14 protein-coding genes and 2 pseudogenes are annotated in these 19,850 nt (G+C 66.3%); 8 read left to right on the top strand and 8 right to left on the bottom strand.

Features of this window, described 5'->3' with window-relative positions:
• Positions 1–21: 21 nt before the first annotated feature.
• Positions 22–186 (top strand): annotated as a pseudogene (locus ABD858_RS01495) (pirin family protein); the annotation flags it as partial.
• A 175-nt stretch (positions 187–361) separates the two neighbouring features.
• Here the strand turns inward: ABD858_RS01495 and ABD858_RS01490 are convergent.
• Positions 362–1,405: a LacI family DNA-binding transcriptional regulator gene (locus tag ABD858_RS01490; protein ID WP_345033949.1), complete on the bottom strand. Its 1,044-nt coding sequence runs from the start codon at positions 1,403–1,405 to the stop codon at positions 362–364.
• A gap of 112 nt (positions 1,406–1,517) precedes the next feature.
• Here ABD858_RS01490 and ABD858_RS01485 point away from each other — a divergent pair.
• Positions 1,518–1,923, top strand: a pseudogene (locus ABD858_RS01485) (transposase); the annotation flags it as partial.
• 21 nt (positions 1,924–1,944) lie between these two features.
• Here the strand turns inward: ABD858_RS01485 and ABD858_RS01480 are convergent.
• The 5 genes from ABD858_RS01480 to ABD858_RS01460 form a co-directional block, all read right to left on the bottom strand.
• The gene (locus ABD858_RS01480; RefSeq protein WP_345044194.1) at positions 1,945–3,129 is read right to left on the bottom strand and encodes an MFS transporter; all 1,185 of its coding nucleotides are present in this window, start codon (positions 3,127–3,129) and stop codon (positions 1,945–1,947) included.
• A 184-nt stretch (positions 3,130–3,313) separates the two neighbouring features.
• Positions 3,314–4,633 carry an ATP-grasp domain-containing protein gene (locus tag ABD858_RS01475; RefSeq protein WP_345033947.1) on the bottom strand — a complete coding sequence of 440 codons (1,320 nt, stop codon included), beginning with the start codon at positions 4,631–4,633 and terminating at the stop codon, positions 3,314–3,316.
• A gap of 23 nt (positions 4,634–4,656) precedes the next feature.
• Positions 4,657–5,217 carry a nitroreductase family protein gene (locus ABD858_RS01470; RefSeq protein ID WP_345044191.1) on the bottom strand — a complete coding sequence of 187 codons (561 nt, stop codon included), beginning with the start codon at positions 5,215–5,217 and terminating at the stop codon, positions 4,657–4,659.
• A gap of 62 nt (positions 5,218–5,279) precedes the next feature.
• Positions 5,280–6,194, bottom strand: coding sequence for an arginase family protein (locus ABD858_RS01465; protein ID WP_345033945.1), 915 nt, complete (start codon positions 6,192–6,194; stop codon positions 5,280–5,282).
• A gap of 34 nt (positions 6,195–6,228) precedes the next feature.
• The gene (locus tag ABD858_RS01460; protein ID WP_345033943.1) at positions 6,229–6,813 is read right to left on the bottom strand and encodes a cysteine hydrolase family protein; all 585 of its coding nucleotides are present in this window, start codon (positions 6,811–6,813) and stop codon (positions 6,229–6,231) included.
• A gap of 259 nt (positions 6,814–7,072) precedes the next feature.
• Here ABD858_RS01460 and ABD858_RS01455 point away from each other — a divergent pair, with 259 nt between their 5' ends.
• The 4 genes from ABD858_RS01455 to ABD858_RS01440 all read left to right on the top strand — a co-directional run bounded on the left by ABD858_RS01455 (position 7,073) and on the right by ABD858_RS01440 (position 12,614).
• A complete protein-coding gene (locus tag ABD858_RS01455; RefSeq protein WP_345033941.1) occupies positions 7,073–7,789 on the top strand; it encodes a DUF3865 domain-containing protein in 717 nt (238 codons plus the stop codon).
• A gap of 78 nt (positions 7,790–7,867) precedes the next feature.
• Positions 7,868–8,836 (top strand): hydrogenase expression/formation protein HypE, encoded by a 969-nt coding sequence (gene hypE, locus ABD858_RS01450; protein WP_345033939.1) that lies wholly within the window; start codon positions 7,868–7,870, stop codon positions 8,834–8,836.
• On the top strand, positions 8,836–11,145 hold the full coding sequence (gene hypF, locus ABD858_RS01445; protein WP_345033938.1) for a carbamoyltransferase HypF: 2,310 nt from the start codon (positions 8,836–8,838) through the stop codon (positions 11,143–11,145). The genes hypE and hypF overlap by 1 nt, the downstream gene beginning before the upstream one ends.
• Before the next feature lie 11 nt (positions 11,146–11,156).
• Positions 11,157–12,614 carry a hypothetical protein gene (locus ABD858_RS01440; protein WP_345033937.1) on the top strand — a complete coding sequence of 486 codons (1,458 nt, stop codon included), beginning with the start codon at positions 11,157–11,159 and terminating at the stop codon, positions 12,612–12,614.
• 360 nt (positions 12,615–12,974) lie between these two features.
• On the opposite strand, the gene ABD858_RS01435 is transcribed toward ABD858_RS01440, so the two are convergent.
• Together ABD858_RS01435 and ABD858_RS01430 are read right to left on the bottom strand one after the other, a co-directional pair.
• Positions 12,975–14,216: a phosphatase PAP2 family protein gene (locus ABD858_RS01435; RefSeq protein ID WP_345033936.1), complete on the bottom strand. Its 1,242-nt coding sequence runs from the start codon at positions 14,214–14,216 to the stop codon at positions 12,975–12,977.
• Positions 14,217–15,500: 1,284 nt separating this feature from the next.
• Positions 15,501–16,409, bottom strand: coding sequence for a LysR family transcriptional regulator (locus tag ABD858_RS01430; protein WP_345033934.1), 909 nt, complete (start codon positions 16,407–16,409; stop codon positions 15,501–15,503).
• 87 nt (positions 16,410–16,496) lie between these two features.
• On the opposite strand from ABD858_RS01430, the gene ABD858_RS01425 reads away from it, so the two are divergent.
• Together ABD858_RS01425 and ctaD are read left to right on the top strand one after the other, a co-directional pair.
• Positions 16,497–17,825, top strand: coding sequence for an aspartate aminotransferase family protein (locus tag ABD858_RS01425; protein ID WP_345033933.1), 1,329 nt, complete (start codon positions 16,497–16,499; stop codon positions 17,823–17,825).
• A 315-nt stretch (positions 17,826–18,140) separates the two neighbouring features.
• Positions 18,141–19,847 carry an aa3-type cytochrome oxidase subunit I gene (gene ctaD, locus ABD858_RS01420; protein ID WP_345033932.1) on the top strand — a complete coding sequence of 569 codons (1,707 nt, stop codon included), beginning with the start codon at positions 18,141–18,143 and terminating at the stop codon, positions 19,845–19,847.
• Positions 19,848–19,850: the final 3 nt, after the last annotated feature.

Raw genomic sequence — 19,850 nt, 5'->3', positions numbered from 1 at the left:
GAAATGCCATAACTACGTGAGATGTGGTGGAACTTCATCGGGCGGAGCCACGAGGATGTCGCACAGGCCCGCGAGGACTGGATGAAAAGTATCCGATTCGGCGAAGTGGAGGGCTATGCAGGAGGACGGCTGTCTGCTCCTGAACTCCCGCCTGGGGCGCTGAAACCGCGAGGAAAGGTGCGCTGACCTGCGGTGATGTTGGCGGAGCGAGTTGGCTTACCGCTCGGGGAAACTCGACGCCGTCGCGTTAAGCGGAATCAGGTGCACCGACCTCTTGGGGCTTCCCTGTGAGTGTGGCCGGCAGCCCAAAGTGTGGTCGTCTGCAGGCAGGTGGCTCCACACATGAGGGGTCGGACTCGGGTCAGGTACCCGTGGATACCAGACCGACGGACTTCCGAATGATGAGCTCGGTCAGGAGTGAGGCTGGCTCGTTTACAGCTCCGTTGCGAAGGTCGACGAGAGCCTGCATCCCACGGGAGCCCAGTTCCCCGAGCGGTAGCCGGACGGTGGTGAGGGGTGGCGAGACCAAGGCTGCTGCTGGCAAATCGTTGAAGCCGATGACGGAAAGATCCTCACCAATGATCAGATTCAGGGCGCTGGCAGCAGCGTAGACACCCATGGCCATGTTGTCATCATCACAGATGACAGCTGTCGGGCGGTTGGAAGCGGAGAGCACCTGGACCATCCGATCCCGGACCTCAGCCGGCATGAAGGAGCACGAGAGATGATTCGCAATCACGTACGGGTGGCTGAGGGTGCACTGGTCGAACACCTCTGCCCGTCGGGTGAACGTCCAAGCGAGGCGCTCGGCCCGTAGATGCATAATGCGCTGGTGACCCAGTGCCGTGAGGTGAGCCAGCGCGTTCGCCATCCCGCCGCCGGTGTCCATGGTCACGGTCGGGGTGCCAGGGGTAGGGGCATCGTCGAGAACTACCAACGGGAGCCCAGCCCGTAGGTTGGAGACGGCCTCGGCTGCCAGCGAGCAGGCGATGACTCCATCGAGCGCATGCCGCGGCGCAGGGAACAGGCCGAAGCCGTCCTCCGCGCCGAGGGGAAAGACCACGACACCGAGACCGTTCTGCGCACCGACGCGAGCAGCGCCGGCGTGGACGGTTGCGAAGACGGGGTTGACCAGTGTCGGGACGACCAGGAGAACCGTACCGGTGCTCCCGAGCCGCAGACTCCGGGCGGACTGGTTGATCCGGTAACCCAGGTCATCAGCCGTTGTCATCACGCGCCGCGCAGTCTCCTCGCGGATCCTGCCTTGCCATTTGCCGTTGAGGACCAGCGAAACCGTTGACTGCGACACGTCCGCCACGCGCGCTACATCGGTGGCAGTTATGGTGCGGGCCCGATCGTTTCCATTCATGTCTCTGCCTGTCGCCTGGAATCCCTTGGCTTTCACTCTCCTTGGTGCGCGGCCATTCTAGTCTTTTGGATTTCATGGCCATCCATCTCGGCGGCGGATAACCTTGGTTGCTGCCGAAATGTGATTACTTGACACTTCCAGCGAATACGTCTGGAAGTTGGCCGGTGCAGCGGCGCCGGACGCCGGCGGGCAGGCGATCGTGGACCTGGACGGCGTCCTCGTTCTGGCCGCACTCCGAGAAGCAGGACGCCGCCGCGACCTGGAAGAAGACCTTCGGACACCACCCGCTGATGGGGTTCGTCGACCACGGCCGGGGCGGGTCCGGCGAGCCGGTCGTGGGCCTGCTGCGGCCCGGCAAGGCGGGCTCCAACACCGCCGCTGACCACATCGAGGCCACGAAGCTGGCCCTGGCCCAGATGCCCAAGCGGTTCCTGCGCGGCCGACAGACGCTGATCCGTGCGGACTCCGGCGGCGGGACCCACGAGTTCGTCGCCTGGCTCGCGAAGCGCGGGCGGTGGCTGTCGTACTCGCTCGGCATGACCATCACCGATGCCTCGCGGTCGGCGCGGTTCGACTCAGTCGGTCGGCGCGGTGTTGGCCGGGGCTGGGAGCTCGGTCGGCCGGGCCAGCAGTGGTACTGCCAGGCCGGTGAGGGCGAACACGGCACCGAGACCGAGCCAGCCGGTGGCACCCGTGTTCACGACGGCGATGGAGAGCAGTGCCGGCCCCGCCACGGTCATGCCAGTGGCACCAAGTTGATAGACACTCAGGTAGTACGTGCGCTGCACTTCGGGGGAGAGGCGATATGAGATGCCCCATCCGCCGGCTGACTGCCACAGTTCACCTAGCGTGAGTGGTACCGAGGCGAGCAGGAGTAGCAGGCCAGCCGTAAGCGCGCCCATCGACGCGGTAGCCGCTGTCAGGACGCAGAAGAGTGCCAGCATCAGTCCCGCGGCCCGCTGCTTACGACCGGCGTGCGCCATGTCGTCACCGCCCTTGCTGAGCCGCACCTGGAGCGCCACTGCGAGCACGGTGTTCACCACCAGGGCGGCGCCGATCAGGCCGCGCGGCGCGTCGGTGTGAGTGACGATCCAGAGCGGGAACGCCACCGACAGGATCGGAACGTGCAGGTAGAGGATCCCGTTGGCCATCGAGAGCAGCAGGAACCGCGCGTTCTTGAACGGCAGCAGCTTGGAGCCCGAGCCCCCGGGCTGCTTGGCCTCCCGGGACCCCCTGCGTGGGAGCCGAAGCCGCGGCAGCAGTGCCGCAGTTGCCAGGAACGCCGCTGCGTTGGCCAGTACGAAGCCGACGTAGGTGCCGGAGCTGGCCATGGTGATGACCACCGTGGCGATCACGGCGGAGAGCGCGTACGCGGCATTCCGAGCCACCGCGATGAGGGCCATGGCCCCGACGGGCGAGCCTTCCTCGGCCGTCGCGCCGGCCACCGACTGGATGATTGGCCCGACCGCTTGCTCCACCGCGCCGACAAGGCAGGCGACTACCAGGAACATGTGGAAGTCGTCCACGAAGGGATAGACCAGGAAGGCGGCGGCGCGCCAGAGCTGCAACGCGATCAGGGTAGGGCCGTCGCCGAACCGGTCCGCGAGCCATCCGGTCGGGATGGCACAGGCAACCCCGAAGAGCCCGGCAATCGAGAGCCCGAGGCCGACCTGTGCGGTGCTGAGCCCGATCACCTGGGTGTAGAAGAGCATCGATCCGGCTAGGAAGAAGCCCCGGCCGAAGGCGTCCACGAACGCGATGAGGACGAAAACTCTGGCCGCCCGCGACTTCGGGAAGTGTCCTAGTGCTCGCTGGGCGAGCCCCCGCCGGGCACTTGGCGGTGGGGTGGTGCTCTGCTCGCCATGCGTCGTGCTGGGCCGTAGTCCCACGTGTTCGTCTTCTCCCTGCTCCGGGTCTCGTCGGGCGGCTGTGCTGACGGCTGGGCTAGCTGACGGTGATGCGGACGGCTTCACGGACCGTTGAGTCGAACCGCTCGAGCTGACCCGGGTCGGGGCTGTCGAACAGAGCGGTGACGGCCCGGCCGAAGGAGTCAGCCAGCGGCCCCAGTTCGGCACCGCGCGCCTTGAGCACGAGGACCTTCCGGAGGCCGGGCGGCGCGTCGGGACTGGCCGGCTCGACCGCCGGCCACAGGCCGTGGTCCACAACCCAGAAGGGTTCCACCCCGGCGAGGCCATCGACGGCTATGTCTTCCAGCTTCCCCGGAGTGTGGTCAAAGTAGATCTGCCGGGCCCAGCGGCTGGGTTCCGGGTGGTGCACGGGCAGGCCGAGTGCCGCGTCGACCACTGAAGACTCGATCGAGGCACCGGTGGCCAGCTGGTAAAGGTGCAGTATCCCGTCGCCCGGCGGGCGCGCCGCGATCTCCATCAGCGCGATCTGGCCGTCCGGGAGAACGCGGTACTCGCCGTGGGCCATGCCAGTGCCGAAGTTGAGGCGGGCCAGCACTGCTGCCTGGGCCTCCTTCAGCCGGTCGGCCTCGTCCTTGGTGAGGTTGCAGGCCGGCAGGGTGTGGCCCATCTCGACGAAGAAGTCGCTCTCGTCTTCGTTAGTCAACTTCTGGGTGACCGCGGAGAAGACCGGATAGCCGCCTGCGACGATGGTCTCTACACTGAACTCACGGCCGGACAGCCGCTGCTCCAGGAGGACTGGCGAAGCGGACGCCAGATCCTCAAGGTGCGACTCGAGGGCTTCCCGGTCCCTGAGCACCCGAACCCCGATGCTGCAGTAGAGGTCGAGTGGTTTGGAGATGAGCGGATACCGGTCGGCGAGGGCCGTCAGGACCGTCTCACGAGAGCTACTCGAGAGCACCGACACGGGGCTCCACTCACCTAGGTAGAGCCGCTGGAGATGCTTGTTCCGGCATACTCGCGCGGCCCTGAGCCCGACTCCGGGGAGCCCGAGGAGGTCGGCGGTCTGCCCGGCGGGCTCGACGAAGGTCTCGGACGAGGCGAAGACGCCCCTGATGTCATAGTCCGCGGCCCAGGACGTGACTTGGCCGAGGATCCCTGCGAGATCCTCGGCCGGGAGGAACTCGAGCTGCTCCACTGCCTCGAAGGGGTGTCCCGGCTTACCGACGTAGGAGACCGCGACCTGTTCCAACGGCCACTGGGGCAGCCCGGTGATGACCAGGCTCCGCAGACCGCGCGCGGCGATGGCCTCCAGATAGGCACCGGCCTTGGGGAGGTCCGTGAAGAGGATGAAGGCGGGCGGCCGGGCCGCGCCGGAGGGAGGCATGGTGATCTCCATAGGAGGAATGTGCGGACTCGGGATCACGCCGGTTGGTGCATGGCTGTCGTGGGTGCGAAGACGGAGACCCGGTCGGCGATGTCCCCGGTCGACCGGCGAACTGGTGGCTTCGCACCGTCGGGAGTGCCGACGTCGAGTGAGCCAAGCAGCCGCTCCGTCGGCGCCAGGCCCAGCAGTTCGCGGACGGCCCGGCTCTCGCACAGTCGGCCTGTGCGCCAGATCCTGCCGTAACCGCGGGCATGCAGAAGCAGCATCAGGCCGTAAGCCATGAAACTTGCGGCGGCCAACTGCTTCCACTCCGGGATCTTGTGACCTGGAGTGGAAGCGAAGACCAGCGCCGCCATCAACGGCGCCCGCAGCACCTTTCGGACGATCTGCTCCTGCTGTTCCGGCGGTACATCGGTCGCCAGGCGGGCACCAAGCGTCTCCCGGTCCGTGCCGCGCAGTGGGACCCACCGCCACGGCCGCAGGCTCCCGTGGTCTGGAGCGGCAGCCGCGCCGCCTAACAGATAGGCGAACTCCGCGTCATTGGGCGCCAGTTCGATGAGTGTCTGCACGCTGCGGCGAGTCAGGACCACGGTCATGGCGTCCAATGCAATGCTCCTTGGTAGTGACCGTCTACCGGGGTGAGGTGGGCTGTCGCGGGTCAGCCGCGCGCGGCGGCGATGCGGGCCAGGAAGGCGGTGGTGATCGCCATGACCGCGTGACCGGTCATGCCGCCGACGTCGTGGCTCGGTGCGAACTCGACGATGTCATAGGCGAGTACGGGCTCCGGGAGCTGCTCCAGCAGGCCGAGAAGCTCGCCTGTGCCGATGCCGCCGGCCACCGGGGTTCCGGTGCCGGGCACGCAAGAGGCGTCCAACACGTCGATATCGACCGTGACGTAGAACTGGTCGACGCGCTCGGAGATCTCCTCGATGTGCCGCCGGTACGCTTGCCGGGCGCCAGCTGGGTCATCCATGAAGACCGCCGCCGGCACCTCATTGATGCCGGTCTTGCGAATGAACTCGACCTCGCCGGCGTCGTAGGCGCGGGTGCCCACAAGTAGCACGTTCTCCGGCTCGACGGCGCCCTCTTCGACGATCCGCCGCAGCGGGGAGCCGTGCGAGATCGTGGAGCCCTGGTAGCCATCGAGCACGTCCGGATGGGCGTCGAACCAGACCAGCCCCAATTGCCGGCCCTGTGCGGCGCCGCAGACGATCGGGTAGGTGATCGAGTGGTCACCGCCGAAGGTCAGCACGGGCGCGGTGACCTCGCGGAACACCGACCGGTAGACCTCTCCGACATAGTCGATCGACCGGGTGAGGTCGAAGCGCCAGGTCTCGACATCCCCGAGGTCGAGCAGCCGCAGGCCGGAGGCGTCGTGGCCGCGCCGGTCGGTCGTCTTCAGCCGACTCGACAGCTCGCGGACCCGACCGGGGCCCAGTGACGCACCCCCCGCACCGCCCGCTCCGCCCTCGAAGGGCACCCCGATGACGACCACGTCTGGCGAGTCCGCCGAGCCGCGAGGAACGGCCAGGCCGTTCCAGACCCGAGCACCCGGCTCCGTCAGGTCCTGCACTGAAGCTTCTCCCTCCCTGCTGGTCCGCGCCCGGTTACGCCAGCGCCTGGACGGAGAAGTCGAAGCCGGCCTTGTCCCGGATGCGGGCGACCACGTCCGTCATCGGAACTACCACTGCGCAGTACGAGGCGAGCCACTCGAGCGCCCTGACCCGGTCCTCGTCACGCGTCGAGACGACACCGTCCGAGGGGACGATCACGTTGTAGCCGCGGAAATGTGCGTCGGCCGCGGTGGTCTGGATGCACACCTGGGCCTGCATCCCCGTGATGATCACGGTGTCAATTCCGTGCTCCTCAAGGTACTCGTGAAGCTTCGTCTCAAAGAAGCCGCTGTCCTTCTTCTTCTCCATGATGACGTCCGACGGATGCACGAACTCCGGTAGCAGCTCCGCCCCGGGCGTGCCCCGCAGCACCGGGATGCGGCCATCGTGGAGCTCGATCTTCTTGTCGCCCTCGTCATAGATCAGCTGCAGGTGGATGACTGGGACGTTCAGCTCCCGCATCTCCGAGAGGAACCGCGTGAAGTCCGGAGTCATCCGCTCCACGTTGGCTTTGCGCTGCTCGTTCTTGTCGACCAGATCGCGTTGCAGATCGTTGGTCAGGATCGCGTATCGGGACATGTCACTTCCGTTGTGAGGATGAGGACGCCAAGAGCGGGCACCAGACAACCCAGGAGGCTAGTCATACGTATGAGGGTCTGCAATGGGTCGCATCGTGAACATGGCTAAATCCAGCCCAGGTTGACTGCTTGTCGGATCTTCATGCGTATGACTAGCCTCCTGGACGTCGGGGCCCGAGCTGGCTGGCCAATCCGGCTCCCACGTCGGCCTGTTGACGCCCTGATCCTTCCTTCGTTCCAGCGAGAAACAGAGGCACGCCATGACTGAGCGTCTGTCGGTAGAGATCGACGAGCGGAACGACGCGTTCACCAGCGCGGTGAAGAGCAAGCTCCTGAACCACCTGCCCACCGCCAGCACGGAGTCGCTGGACTGGCTGATCATGGAGCACTACCAGTTCTCCTTCGCGAACTGTGGCCTGCTGCAGGCAGCAGTGGAGTGCACCAAGACGCTCGCCGAGCCGGGCGTTTCGGTGGAGCTGCAGCGGAACGTGGACGAGGAGGACGGCCACGCCCCGATGTACAAGCAGGGCATGCTGAACGTCGGCACCGATATGGACAAGCGGGTGGAGTTCCCCGCCACCACCAAGTTCCTGGCCGAGGTCAAGGCGCTGTGTGCCCCGAATCCGTCGCGGGCGCTGGGCGCGCTGTACGCGACCGAGACCGCTGCGATCTTCGAGCACGAGGTCTTCTTCGAGATCTGCCGCGAGATCTGTGACCGTCGAGGCTTCACTTACGAGGGCAGCCTGATCAAGCGCTTCCACGACATCCACCTGGAGGACGGGGTGGAGCAGGGCCACAAGGATGGCCTGGCTGCGTTCGTGGACCTCGACCAGACTGGTGTCGAGTTCCCCGAGGGCGAGGCGATCGATCGAGGGGAGGTCCGGCAGGGTGGCCTGGACGCGATCGAGGTCATGCAGGTCTGGTGGGACGCCCTCCTCGACAAAGCCCTTGCCGAGCCCGCAGGCACCGCTGTCTGAACAGACCACAACGCCGCGAGTAGGAGAGGTTGGCACGTGACAGACAAGGTCGTCCTTGACCATGGAGCCGGTGGCGGGATGAGCCAAGAGCTCATCTCGGGGACCATCGCCGGGATACTTGGCGACACCTACATCGGTGAGATGGAGGACAGCGCACTGCTGGAGCTCCCCAGCATGCGAATAGCAATGACGACCGACTCGTTCGTGGTTGACCCGATCTTCTTCGGCAACGGCGACATCGGCAAGATCGCTATAGCCGGCACGGTCAACGATCTCGCGGTGAGTGGTGCGCGGCCGCTTTACCTGACCTTGGCTGTCGTACTGGAGGAAGGCTTCGAGCTCGAAGACTTCCGCCGAATCCTACGCTCCGTCAGGGATGCTGCCAGGGTGGCAGATGTGAAGATCGTGGCCGGCGACACCAAGGTCGTCCGGCGAGGAGAGGCAGACGGAATCTTCCTCAACACCACTGGTGTGGGAATGCTCGAGCGCCCGTTCACGCTGTCCAGTCGGACACTCCAGACCGGTGACCAGGTCATCGTCACGGGCTTCCTCGGCGACCACAGCATCCACATCCTCTCCATGCGAGAGGGACTGGGATTCGAGCGGCGCGTTCACAGCGACTGTGCGGTGCTCAGCCATGTCGTCGCGGATGTCCTCGACACCTGCGGTGACGGTGTGCGCTGCATCCGGGATATCACCCGCGGCGGACTCGGCACGGTCGTCAACGAGTTCGCCCAGGCGTCGGCCATTACCATCGAACTGGACGCATCGGCCCTGCCGATCCGGCCGGAGACGGCCATGGCGGCGGACATGCTCGGTGTCGACGTGATGTACCTCGCCAACGAGGGAAACCTCTGCCTGGTTGTCGCGGCCGAGCAGGCAGAGGCGGCCCTCAAGGCCCTGCACGCCCACCCGGAGTGCGCGCAGGCCGCGGTGGTCGGGCAGGTCGTCACCGCCGAGGCAGGCACCGTCCGGATGGTCGACGTAGACGGCCGTGTCTCCACCGTTGAACTGTTGTACGGAGCCCAGTTGCCGAGGCTCTGCTGATGGCGGCCGAGGCGGTACGCAGGACCCTTGAGGTGGCCGGCTTCGTGCAGGGCGTGGGCTTCCGGCCCTATGTGTACCGCCTGGCCACCCAGCACATGCTGGGTGGCTGGGTGCGCAACGACACCCGGGGCGTCACGATCTGCATCGAAGGACCGCGTGAAGAGGCCGACATATTCGGCGAGGAGCTGTTGAAGCGGCTTCCCGACCTGGCCCGCATCGATTCCTGCACCATGGTCGCCGAGGAGCCGGTGCGCGACTGGACCTCCTCGTTCACCATTCGACACAGCGAGTCGGACGGAGGGGCCGGAGCTCTGGTCACCCCGGACAGCTACGTGTGCGCCGACTGCGCGAAGGAGCTCTTCGACCCGGACGACCGGCGCCACCGCTACCCCCTACTCAACTGCACCAACTGCGGACCGCGATACAGCATCATCCGTGGCCTCCCTTACGACCGACCGAAGACCACCATGGCGGACTTCGCCATGTGTCCGGAGTGCCAGGGTGAGTACGAGTCGCCCGCGGACCGGCGGTTCCACGCCCAGCCCAACGCATGCCGGTCGTGCGGCCCGCAGGTACGGCTGTTGCTGCCGGACGGCTCCAAGGTCGGCACGTCCGATCCAGTGTCCGTGGCCGCCGAGATGCTTCGAGACGGGCGCATCCTGGCGGTCAAGGCACTCGGCGGCTACCAGCTGATGGCTGATCCTTGCAGCCGTTCCGCAGTGACCGAGCTGCGGGCGCGCAAGGAGCGCAGCAGCAAACCCTTCGCACTGCTCGCGCGTGACAGTGCGACAGTCGCCGAGTACGCCGTGATCGACGATCAGGAGCGGCGGCTCCTGGAGTCACCCGGACGCCCGATCGTGCTGCTTCAGGCCCGGCCGGACAGCGGACTCTCACCTGACGTGGCACCAGGCTCCACCACGCTGGGGTTCATGCTGCCGGCCACGCCGTTGCAACACCTCCTCCTCCATGCCGTCGGCCCGGTACTGATCGCGACCAGCGCCAACGCACCGGACGAGCCGATGGCCTGCACCGAGGACGAGGCGCTGCACAGTCTGCAGAGCCTTGCCGATGCCTTCCTCGTGCACGACCGCGAGATCCACACGCGCGTGGACGATTCGATCGCCCGCGTCGTGCACAGTACGGTCGACCCGAAGGTCGCCTTCGTGCGACGCGCCCGTGGCTACGTCCCTGACCCTGTGCCGACTCCCTTCCCGGTGCCGCCCGTCCTGGCACTCGGCGCGGAACTCAAGAACACCGTGTGCCTCGGCAGCGGCGACAACCTCTACGTCAGCCAGCACATCGGTGACCTCAAGACCCTGGGCAACCAGCAGTTCTTCGCCGATACGATCGCGCACCTGCGCGCCATGTTTGGTATGACGCCGAAGTACGTCGCCCATGACCTGCATCCCGACTTCCACAGCACCCGCTACGCCGCCTCCTGCCAGGACGTGCAGCTGGTGGCCGTCCAGCACCACCATGCCCACATGGCCTCCTGCATGGCGGACAACGGACTGGACCGGCCTGTGATAGGAGTCGTATTCGACGGCACCGGCTACGGCACCGACGGCACGATCTGGGGAGGTGAGTTCCTGATCGGCGACTACCGCGGCTTCGAGCGGAAGGCGCACCTGGCGCGCTTCCGGCTGCCGGGTGGCGACAAGGCCGTGCGAGAGCCCGCCCGGGTCGCCATCGGCCTCCTGGCGCAGCATTTCGGCGCCGACGCCGCGGCCCTGCCGCTCGACCTCCTTCAGCGGCGGGATCCCTTCGAGGTCGGTGTCCTCATGAAGATGGCCGCACGAGGCATCAACGCGCCGGAGACCTCCAGCATGGGTCGGTTGTTCGACGCCTACTCCGCCCTGCTCGGCGTGTGCGAGCAGGTGGGCTACGAGGGGCAGGCGGCCATCGAGCTCGAACAGCTCATCGCCTGGGATCACACCCCGGCGGAGCCCTGGCCGTTGCGGCTGCAGGATGAGGACGGCCGCCTCGTCATCGACCACAGGCCATGGCTGGAGGCGCTCCTGTCGGATGTCTCCGACCGCGGCAGCTCTGCGGCGCAGGTGAGCCGGACGTTTCACGAGAGCGTGGTTCGTGCGGTGGTGGAGATCTGCCTGCGCCTGTCGCTCACCAGCGGGCTGAAGGACGTCGTCCTCAGCGGCGGTGTGTTCCTGAACCAGCACCTCCTGGTCAGGGCCGAACAGGAGCTGACCCAGGCCGGACTCAGCGTGCACACCCACAGCCGTATCCCCACCAATGACGGCGGGCTCTCCGCAGGACAGGCTATGGTCGCCGCCGCCCGGGCCAACTCATGACGAAGGCGGACATGGACGAAAAGCGGGTCAGGGGGAGCCTCGACGCCATCGTCGGGCAGATCCGGCAGTACGTGCCCAGCATGGCACCGTATTTTGAGATCGACAGGCCCCTGGGTGAGTACGCGGCAGGACTTCAGCCGGCCCGCGTCGGCCCGGTGCACGCCGACCGGCAGGAAGCTGTCGCGCGCGCCGTCCGGCAGGTGCTACGGCAGGCGTTCGGGCCAGCCGCAGCGGAGGTCTCCGTGGACGCGAGTGACGTGCGTGCGATCAATATCGTGGATCACCACCAGCTGCTGAACCACCCGCTGCTGTTGGGGACCAACATCATCGCCAACGCGGACAGGCTGGTGGGAGGCGGCGGTCGGCGGCCGATCGTTACGTTTTCGTGCAGCAACGTGCCACCGAGTAACCATTACATGCGCAACGGCTTCCAGTTTCGCGGGGAGGCGATCCCCTACTTCAAAGCGAAGGAACACCGTGATGCGATGTACTACACGAGCGTCCGGTCCTTCGACTTCGTTGAACGGCTGCGCGCACTCAAGCGCTGGGAACGCTTCAAGTCGGACGACCAAGCCTTCCTGATCGAGTACCAGGGCCTCCTCAACGGCCTCGACTACTCGCACACTAACCGCCACCGCGACCAGCTCGCTGTCGCGCTGCGGCGTACCTGGCCGATGCTGTTCTCACAGGAACTCCGTCGAGACGTTCCGGAGTTGCTCTACGCCAACTCCGAGGATGTGGCGCGAGAGTGCCTCGTTGAGCTGCTCGCAGGGGAGAACTTCCTCTCCGCTGCGCTCTTTGACGCGGAATTCCGGCAGCACGTCCTGGATGCCTTCCGAGGCATCGTGGTTGCCTGGGACGAGGCCGCCGGCAAGGGCACTCACTTCTTCTGGCGCAAGTACCCCGGCCGACCCGAACTGCTCCGCCTGTTCGTCGACGGATCGGACCTGGTACCGGCGGACCCGCGCTTCAAGGACCTCAAGGTGCCCCTGGAGCCTGCCGCCATCCGTGACCATCTGGAGCGCGAGGAGATCATCCCGTCTGTCGCGCTGTGCATGAGCGTCCTGCTGTACGCGGGGGTCAAACCCCTGGTGGGGCCGGGTTCGCTCGTCTACACCACCCAGCTGAAGGAAGGCTGGACCGCGCTCCTTGAGCGGCACGGGTACGCCTCCGAGGCGAGCCTCGTCGCGCAGGTCGACACAGCGGGTCTGATCGCGGGAACGCCGATGTTCTTCGGGCGTTCGGGAGACGCGGTGCGGACGCTCTACGCGGCTGATGTCTTCAGCATGGGCGGCATGTCTGAGAGCTACATGAAGACCGCGCTGAGCGCTCCACTCAAAGACCTGCTGTCCGTTGGCTCGAGTGGTGTGTACGACTTGTTCTCTAACTCGTACATTCCGAAGGAGAAGCAACTGACTGAACGAATTGGCTTCGACGAGGCAGCAACAATCATCCATGGATGGGTGTGACTGCGCGGTGACGACCTCGTCCGAACTGTCGGTGTCGGGCTAACGAGGGTGAGCACGATTGTGCTCTCGCTGAGATTGAGACCGTCAGCAGGTCTGCGGGACGGCAAGTCCCGCACTCCGGGCGCGGAGCTGAAGCCGCCCATGGCGCGGCCCCCCGCGCTGCGGCCCGACCTCGCCCGCGAGCGGGGTATGGGCGCCACGAGCATGGCGCGGTGGCCCCACAGCTACAGCATCCCGCTCCGCGCCCGCGGCGACGGAGCAAGCCACGAGACTGCCCTTCGTACGGTAGGCGAGGCTGCCCGCACTCCCCGCTGCGAATCGTCATGACCTCCCCGTTGACGGTGCCATCCACAGCATGACTCAAGCCAGTTCGGGTTGCGGTTCCGGTTGCCTCGCTGATGTGGCCTTCGGTTCCCGTGATTTGGTGGTCCGTACGTAGCCGTAGATCACTGAGGTCATCGCCAGTATGAGAAGTGGTCCGAACACCCAAGGATGTTCGGCCATCTCCATCGACAGAAAGCGGTATGACATCAAGAGCGCAACGAAGACGGTTGCGCCGTAAGCGACCAGCTGGGTTGCTGACCGGTCCCAGCCGCGTGCGAGCGAGCGCAAGGCTGCCTCGATCGTGAGCGTGAACACCACGCCGGCAATGAGATCCGCGCCGTAGTGGTAGCCGAAGCCCAGCGTTGCGCCGAGCGTGGTAATCAGCCAGAACACGCCGAAGAATTGCAGAATCCGTGGGCCCTTGCGGGAATGAATGAAGAGCGCGGTAGCCCACGCCGTGTGCAGGCTGGGCATGCAGTTGCGTGGGGTGATCTCGTCGAACAGCATGTGGTGCGGCGCAATGATCGGCGGCGGCGTGTCCGGCCACAGGTTGGCCAGCGCCCAGTGCTCCCCGCCAGTGCCGTAGGCGCCGGTGCCGTAGGCGAAGATCGGCCCGACCACCGGGAAGATCATGTAGATGCCCGGCCCGAGGAGGCCGATCACCAGGAACGTGCGCACCAGATGATGGCGTGGGAAGCGGCGCTCGACCGCCACGTTACGCAGCTGGTACAGCGTGACGATGACCGCGGCCACCGCAAGCTGAACGTAGACGTAGTCGAGAACGTGGGCGCCGATCGGACCGGTGGCCCTGACAATCCGGCCTACCAGCCACGACGGGTTGCCCAGCGCGTGATCGGCGGTTGCCACGTACTGGTCGAGCACCGCCGGGCGGGTCTTCGACGTGATGAGTAGCCAGGTATCGCCGGTCTTGCGGCCGGCCACCAGCAGCAGGGCCAGCCCGACGCCCTTCAGCAGCAGGACACGTTCCCGGCCGGTGCGGCGCGTGACAGCGATGACCGCATAGCCCAAAACCACCCACAACGCGCCGTTGCCGAACATCATCTTGGCGTCGACCGCCCACCGCACCAGAAAGAAGGCGATGTCGATGCCGATCGCGACACCAGCCGCGATGAACCGTTGCCGCCAGGGGAGCACCACCATCATCAACGCCATACTGGCGTACAACAGTGGCCCCGATTTGGGGGCGAATATCACCTCTTTCGCCTGGTTGGTGATCGGCCCCGGTACGCCGTAGCGACGTGCGGCGATCTCCAGCATGATGAGGAACCCGAGGGCCACCACACCCGCCGTGGCCCACAGTATCGCCCGTGGCTGACGCCACGCGGCGAACGTAATTCTGGAGCTTATTCGCGAAAACACCCGCGATGCTATAGATGTCAATTATTTGGCCGATTTGCTAGATGTTGGTTATTTTCCGTTGAAGGACGGGCGATGAACGTGATCATCGCGAGTTCGAACATGCTAGCGGGGTGGTGCGGGTGGGTTTCGCTGGGCGCCGCAGGGCTGCGAAGGCCGGTCGGTCCTGCGCTCGATGGTCCAGCGTCTCGGGGATGACCGTGAAACTCTCGATGCCTGGCGGGCATTGAGGGCATCGCAGGCTGCCCAGTGGGCTCTCAAGCGTATGCACCCGTGAACCGGCAGCTGGGCGGGATGCTGACATACCGTCAAGACGCTGAAAAGCACGCGGCTTCCCGGTCAATGGCCGCGTTCTGCCCCGCTACCGACTCAGTTTCGCCGCGCCCCGACCGGGCGCTGCACAACAGGTCTGAACCGGCGATCAGGCGACGGGGCTCGAAGCGCCCTCGGAGGAACCGGGTGCCCTGGTGAGACACAAGTCGTCGGCCATCGTGAGACAACCCTCTCGCACCGCAGGGCACAGCGCTGCCGCATGAAAGGCGAGATGAGATCCCACACGCAGCGCGTGGCCGTGCGAAGCCATGAGCGCGCTCGTCTTCGCCTCTTCGCCGTCCAGCACCTTGGCGTAGCAGCGCTGAAGTGCGGCGACGCTCTGCCCTGCGCGTCGCGCCGTCTCGGCACGGTGAACCACAGGGCTCCGCGGCAGGCGATGGCGGACATGATGTTCACGCGCAGGCGCTTGCCGTTGACCTTCACCACCGGGGTCTGCCCCTTCGGGGCCCAGCTGCGACCCGGGGCGCGGTGTCCGAGCGCAGCTCGCCTAAGTGCGGTGACCGGAATGGTTCACCGGCTCGCGACGTTCCCCCAGCTACCGCTGGGGGTGCCCCCAGGCACGGCACCTCGCGGCGTTGTCGCATCGCGCGAGTACGGCCGAGTACGAGCTGCGACGCTCCGCCTTGCGATGCACCGCACCTGGGGGCACATCGGGGGGCATCCTAAGCGGTAGCTGGGGGAGGTAGCTGGGGGAGTCGCGAGCTTCCGGCAAACCTTTCCGGTCACAGCACTGGCCAGCCCCTCGTTCCGGTCGGGCAGCACGGCACGGGCGATGCCCGTGAGATTGCCCTGCGCGACGAGGATCTCCCTCCGGTTCGATCCGTCGAGACAGGCCGCGAGCGACTCGCTCTCTCACTCACGACCCGAAAGTGGTAGGTCCGGAAAGTGGCGCAGCGCGTCCAGCATGGCGCGCACCGCCGCTCGGGGTGGCGAGCCGCGGCGGATTGCCGCCGTGATCGTGCGGGTCAATGGAGTCGCGAGTTCCCTGGTGACGACGCGGTAACGGCGGTCGACCGCCAGGCCGGGCAGCAGTGCGATCGACAGCCCGGCCTCGACATGCTGCAGGGTCATCATGTAATTGCTGAACCGGCACACCACCTGCGGCTCGAACCCCGACTGACGGCAAAGCCGTTGGGTGAGATTCGCCATGTACGACTGTGGCATGTCGAACGCCCACGGTTCGTCCGCGTAGGCCGCAAGGTCCGCGGCCCCGCGCCCGGCCGCGGGATGCTCGGGCGGTACCACCAGCAAGATCGGGTCCTTGGCCAGCGGTACGAGGTCGAGGTCCGGCCCCAACGGCAGCTCGTCGAAGTCCGTGGTTGTGATGACGATGTCCGCGTCGCCGACCCGCAGCGCGGGCACGCTCTCGTGCGGCTCCAGCTCAAGCAGCTCGATCTCGAGATGCGGATACTCGCGCACCAGCCGGGTCACCGCCGGCACCGCCATGGAGTGGATCGCGCTCTGGAACGCCCCCAGCCGCACCAGCCCGGCCGGTTCATCGCCGAATCCGCGCAGCTCCGTCTCAACGCTGTCCATGTGATCGAGGATGGCCCGCGCCCGACGCGCGAGGATCAGCCCGGCCGAGGTCAGCCGCACCCGGCGTCCCGTTCGTTCAAGGAGCTGTGTGCGCGTCTCGGCCTCGAGCACGGCGAGCTGCTGAGACACACTCGACGGGCTCAGATTGGCGGCCTGGGCGACCGCCCGGACGGTGCCCAGCGTGTCCAGCTGGCTCAGCAGCCGGAGCCTCCAGGGGTTCATCATGCCGTCATTCTTGTGCGGTTTTACCGAACAGGACAGCCGGAATTGTGAGATGGACGTGTCACTCGAGGGCGACTTACCGTCACAGACATGGCTGCTTCGACTACCGCCCCGCCGTCCACTGAAACCTTCTGGGCCGATGCCGAGAGGCACCTCGTCCGCTACGGTGGCGAGTTCACCCGGGAGATCATCGACCGCGCCGCCGGCAGTTTCCTGTTCACCGCGGACGGCCGGAAGATCCTCGACTTCACCTCCGGCCAGATGAGCGCGATCCTCGGCCACTCGCACCCGGAGATCGTCGCGACCGTCCAGCGGCAGGTCGCGACCCTCGACCACCTCTACAGCGGCATGCTCAGCCGTCCGGTGGTCGACCTGTCCCGGCGGCTTGCCGACACGTTGCCCGCGCCGCTGGAGAAGGCGCTGCTGCTGACGACCGGAGCCGAGTCCAACGAAGCCGCGATCCGGATGGCCAAGCTCGTCACCGGCAGGCACGAGATCGTTTCGTTCGCGCGGTCCTGGCACGGGATGACGCAGGCCGCCGCGTCCGCCACCTACAGCGCGGGGCGCAAGGGTTACGGCCCGGGCGCGCCGGGCAACTTCGCCATCCCCGTGCCGAACGTGTACCGGCCCGACTTCACCGCGGCCGACGGCTCGCTGGACTGGCGCCGCCAGCTGGACTTCGCCTTCGACCTGATCGACGCCCAGTCGACCGGCAGTCTGGCCGCGTGCCTCGTCGAACCGATTCTCAGCTCGGGCGGAATCATCGAGCCGCCGGCCGGGTATTTCGCGGCTCTGCAGGACAAGTGCCGGGAACGCGGCATGCTGCTGATCCTCGACGAGGCCCAGACCGGACTGTGCCGCACTGGGACCTGGTACGCGTTCGAGCGCGATGGCGTTGTCCCCGACATCCTCACGCTGTCCAAGACGCTTGGTGCGGGACTGCCCCTCGCGGCCGTGGTCACCAGCGCCGAGATCGAGCAGGAGGCGTACGAGCGAGGGTTCCTGTTCTTCACCACGCACGTCGCCGACCCGCTGGTGGCCGCGGTCGGCAACACCGTCCTCGACGTCCTGACCGGCGACAAGCTCGATGAGCGGGCACGATCGCTCGGCGCGTTCCTGCGCCAGGGTCTGGTGGACATCGCCGGGCGCCACGAGGTCGTCGGTGACATCCGCGGCCGGGGCCTGCTGGCCGGGCTCGAACTCGTCGTCGACCGAGAGACGAAGCAGAGCTCGGACGCGCTGGGCGCGCGGGTCACCCGGCGCTGCCTACAACTCGGCCTGCATATGAACATCGTCCAACTCCCCGGCATGGGCGGAGTCTTCCGGATCGCACCGCCGCTGACCGCCACCGAGGACGAGCTCTCGCTCGGCTTGACGATTCTGGACGAGGCGATCGGCGACGCCTGCGCCGTTCTCTGATCACCCGTCCCTGACGGACGGGGACACCGACGCGCTGCGCGAGTGCGCTGGACGTCGAACTCATGAGCGTCCTCGGTCCCGGAGGCGTCCGGCCGCCTCGACTGGCTGACCGGCATCGACAGCCACTCGCGGGAGGAAGACGTCGTTCGGCGCACCTGGGCGGACGAGGTGGTGGTGAGCGGGTGATACCGCTGAGCAGGTCACCGCTGCGCGGTGAATTGGTGAAATCGCGGAGCGTCGTCCGCTCGTCGCGCGAGCCGGACCTGCTCATGCCTCGACCATCGGAAGGATGTCGGCCTGACGGACGGAGGACCGATGGGGCAGGATCAGCGGGAAATCGCGCAGCCGAGGGAAGCGGTCACCAACAGGCGGATCAGCGCGGGCATCAGGATCAGAGGATGGCTGACGACGACTGACCACAAGGTCATCGGCAACCTCTACATGGTTACCGCGTTCGGCTTCTTTCTGCTGGCTGGTGTACTGGCCATGCTGATGCGCGCGGAACTCGCCCGGCCGGGGCTGCAGGTCGTCAGCGCCTACCAGTACAACCAGCTTTTCACCGTGCACGGCACCGTCATGATGCTGCTGTTCGCGACACCCATGTTCGCCGGATTCGCGAACGCCGTGATGCCACTCCAGATCGGTGCGCCGGATGTCGCCTTTCCGCGCCTCAACGCGCTCACCTACTGGCTTTTCCTCTTCGGCGGCTTGATCGTGGTTTCCGGGTTCGTCGTCCCCGGAGGCGCCGCGTCCTTCGGCTGGTTCGCGTACGCGCCGCTGAACAGCGCGGTCTTCACACCCGGCGCCGGCGGGGACCTGTGGACCATGGGGCTGGTGCTCTCCGGAGTCAGCACCACGCTGGGAGCGGTGAATTTCACCGCCACGATCGTGTGTCTGCGCGCCCCGGGGATGACCATGTTCCGGATGCCGCTCTTCACCTGGAACGTGCTGTTCACCTCCATCCTTGCCCTGCTGGCGTTCCCGGTGCTGGCTGCCGCGCTGCTGGCCCTGGAGGCCGACCGGAAATTCGGGGCCCATGTCTATGACTCCGCCAACGGCGGGGCGATTCTGTGGCAGCACATGTTCTGGTTCTTCGGTCACCCGGAGGTCTATATCGTGGCCCTGCCGTTCTTCGGGGTCGTGACCGAGATCATCCCGGTGTTCAGTCGGAAACCGCTGTTCGGATATGTCGGAATGGTCGGTGCCACCATCACCATCACCGTCCTCTCGGCGGTGGTGTGGGCTCATCACATGTTCGCCACGGGGGCGGTCCTGCTGCCGTTCTTCTCCCTCATGTCATTCATCATCGCCGTGCCGACGGGAGTGAAGTTCTTCAACTGGATCGGCACCATGTGGCACGGGAGCATCTCCTTCGAGACGCCGATGCTCTGGTCGTTGGGATTCCTCGTCACCTTTCTGCTCGGCGGACTCAGCGGAGTGCTGATCGCCTCACCGCCCCTGGACTTCCACCTCACCGACTCGTACTTCATCGTGGCTCATCTGCATTACGTCCTCTTCGGGACAGTGGTATTCTCCATGTTCGGTGGTTTCTATTTCTGGTGGCCCAAATGGACTGGTCGTATGCTCGACGAACGTCTTGGGCGTATTCACTTCTGGACGCTTTTCGTCGGATTCCAGCTGACGTTTCTGGTCCAGCACTACCTGGGTGAGGCGGGCATGCCCCGTCGTTACGCCGACTATCTCGCCTCGGACGGGTGGACCACACTGAACACCCTCTCGTCCATCGGATCCTTCCTGCTCGGCCTGTCCACCCTGCCGTTTCTGCACAATGTCTGGCGCACCATGAGCCGCCCGCCCGACGTCGAGGTCGACGACCCATGGGGCTACGGCCGTTCCCTGGAGTGGGCGACGTCCTGCCCTCCGCCGCGGCACAACTTCAAGGCCTTGCCGCGCGTGCGCTCCGACTCGCCGGCCTTCGATCTCAACCATCCGGACGTGGCGGAGAGGGCGCCGATCATCGGTCGTGGCGGCCCGGCAACTCCCGACGAACGAGGGGTGTGACGC

The sequence above is a fragment of the Streptomyces sannanensis genome (assembly GCF_039536205.1).
Taxonomy (GTDB): domain Bacteria; phylum Actinomycetota; class Actinomycetes; order Streptomycetales; family Streptomycetaceae; genus Streptomyces; species Streptomyces sannanensis.
This window is presented reverse-complemented; position numbering and strand designations above follow the sequence as displayed.

What these genes read in the sequence shown, in the direction of transcription:
- ABD858_RS01475 (WP_345033947.1), bottom strand. Translation starts at nt 4,633, where the DNA reads ATGGAGATCACCATGCCTCCCTCCGGCGCGGCCCGGCCGCCCGCCTTC.
- ABD858_RS01470 (WP_345044191.1), bottom strand. Translation starts at nt 5,217, where the DNA reads ATGACCGTGGTCCTGACTCGCCGCAGCGTGCAGACACTCATCGAACTG.
- ABD858_RS01460 (WP_345033943.1), bottom strand. Translation starts at nt 6,813, where the DNA reads ATGTCCCGATACGCGATCCTGACCAACGATCTGCAACGCGATCTGGTC.
- ABD858_RS01455 (WP_345033941.1), top strand. Translation starts at nt 7,073, where the DNA reads ATGACTGAGCGTCTGTCGGTAGAGATCGACGAGCGGAACGACGCGTTC.
- hypE (WP_345033939.1), top strand. Translation starts at nt 7,868, where the DNA reads ATGAGCCAAGAGCTCATCTCGGGGACCATCGCCGGGATACTTGGCGAC.
- hypF (WP_345033938.1), top strand. Translation starts at nt 8,836, where the DNA reads ATGGCGGCCGAGGCGGTACGCAGGACCCTTGAGGTGGCCGGCTTCGTG.
- ABD858_RS01440 (WP_345033937.1), top strand. Translation starts at nt 11,157, where the DNA reads ATGGACGAAAAGCGGGTCAGGGGGAGCCTCGACGCCATCGTCGGGCAG.
- ABD858_RS01435 (WP_345033936.1), bottom strand. Translation starts at nt 14,216, where the DNA reads ATGCTGGAGATCGCCGCACGTCGCTACGGCGTACCGGGGCCGATCACC.
- ABD858_RS01430 (WP_345033934.1), bottom strand. Translation starts at nt 16,409, where the DNA reads ATGATGAACCCCTGGAGGCTCCGGCTGCTGAGCCAGCTGGACACGCTG.
- ABD858_RS01425 (WP_345033933.1), top strand. Translation starts at nt 16,497, where the DNA reads ATGGCTGCTTCGACTACCGCCCCGCCGTCCACTGAAACCTTCTGGGCC.
- ctaD (WP_345033932.1), top strand. Translation starts at nt 18,141, where the DNA reads ATGGGGCAGGATCAGCGGGAAATCGCGCAGCCGAGGGAAGCGGTCACC.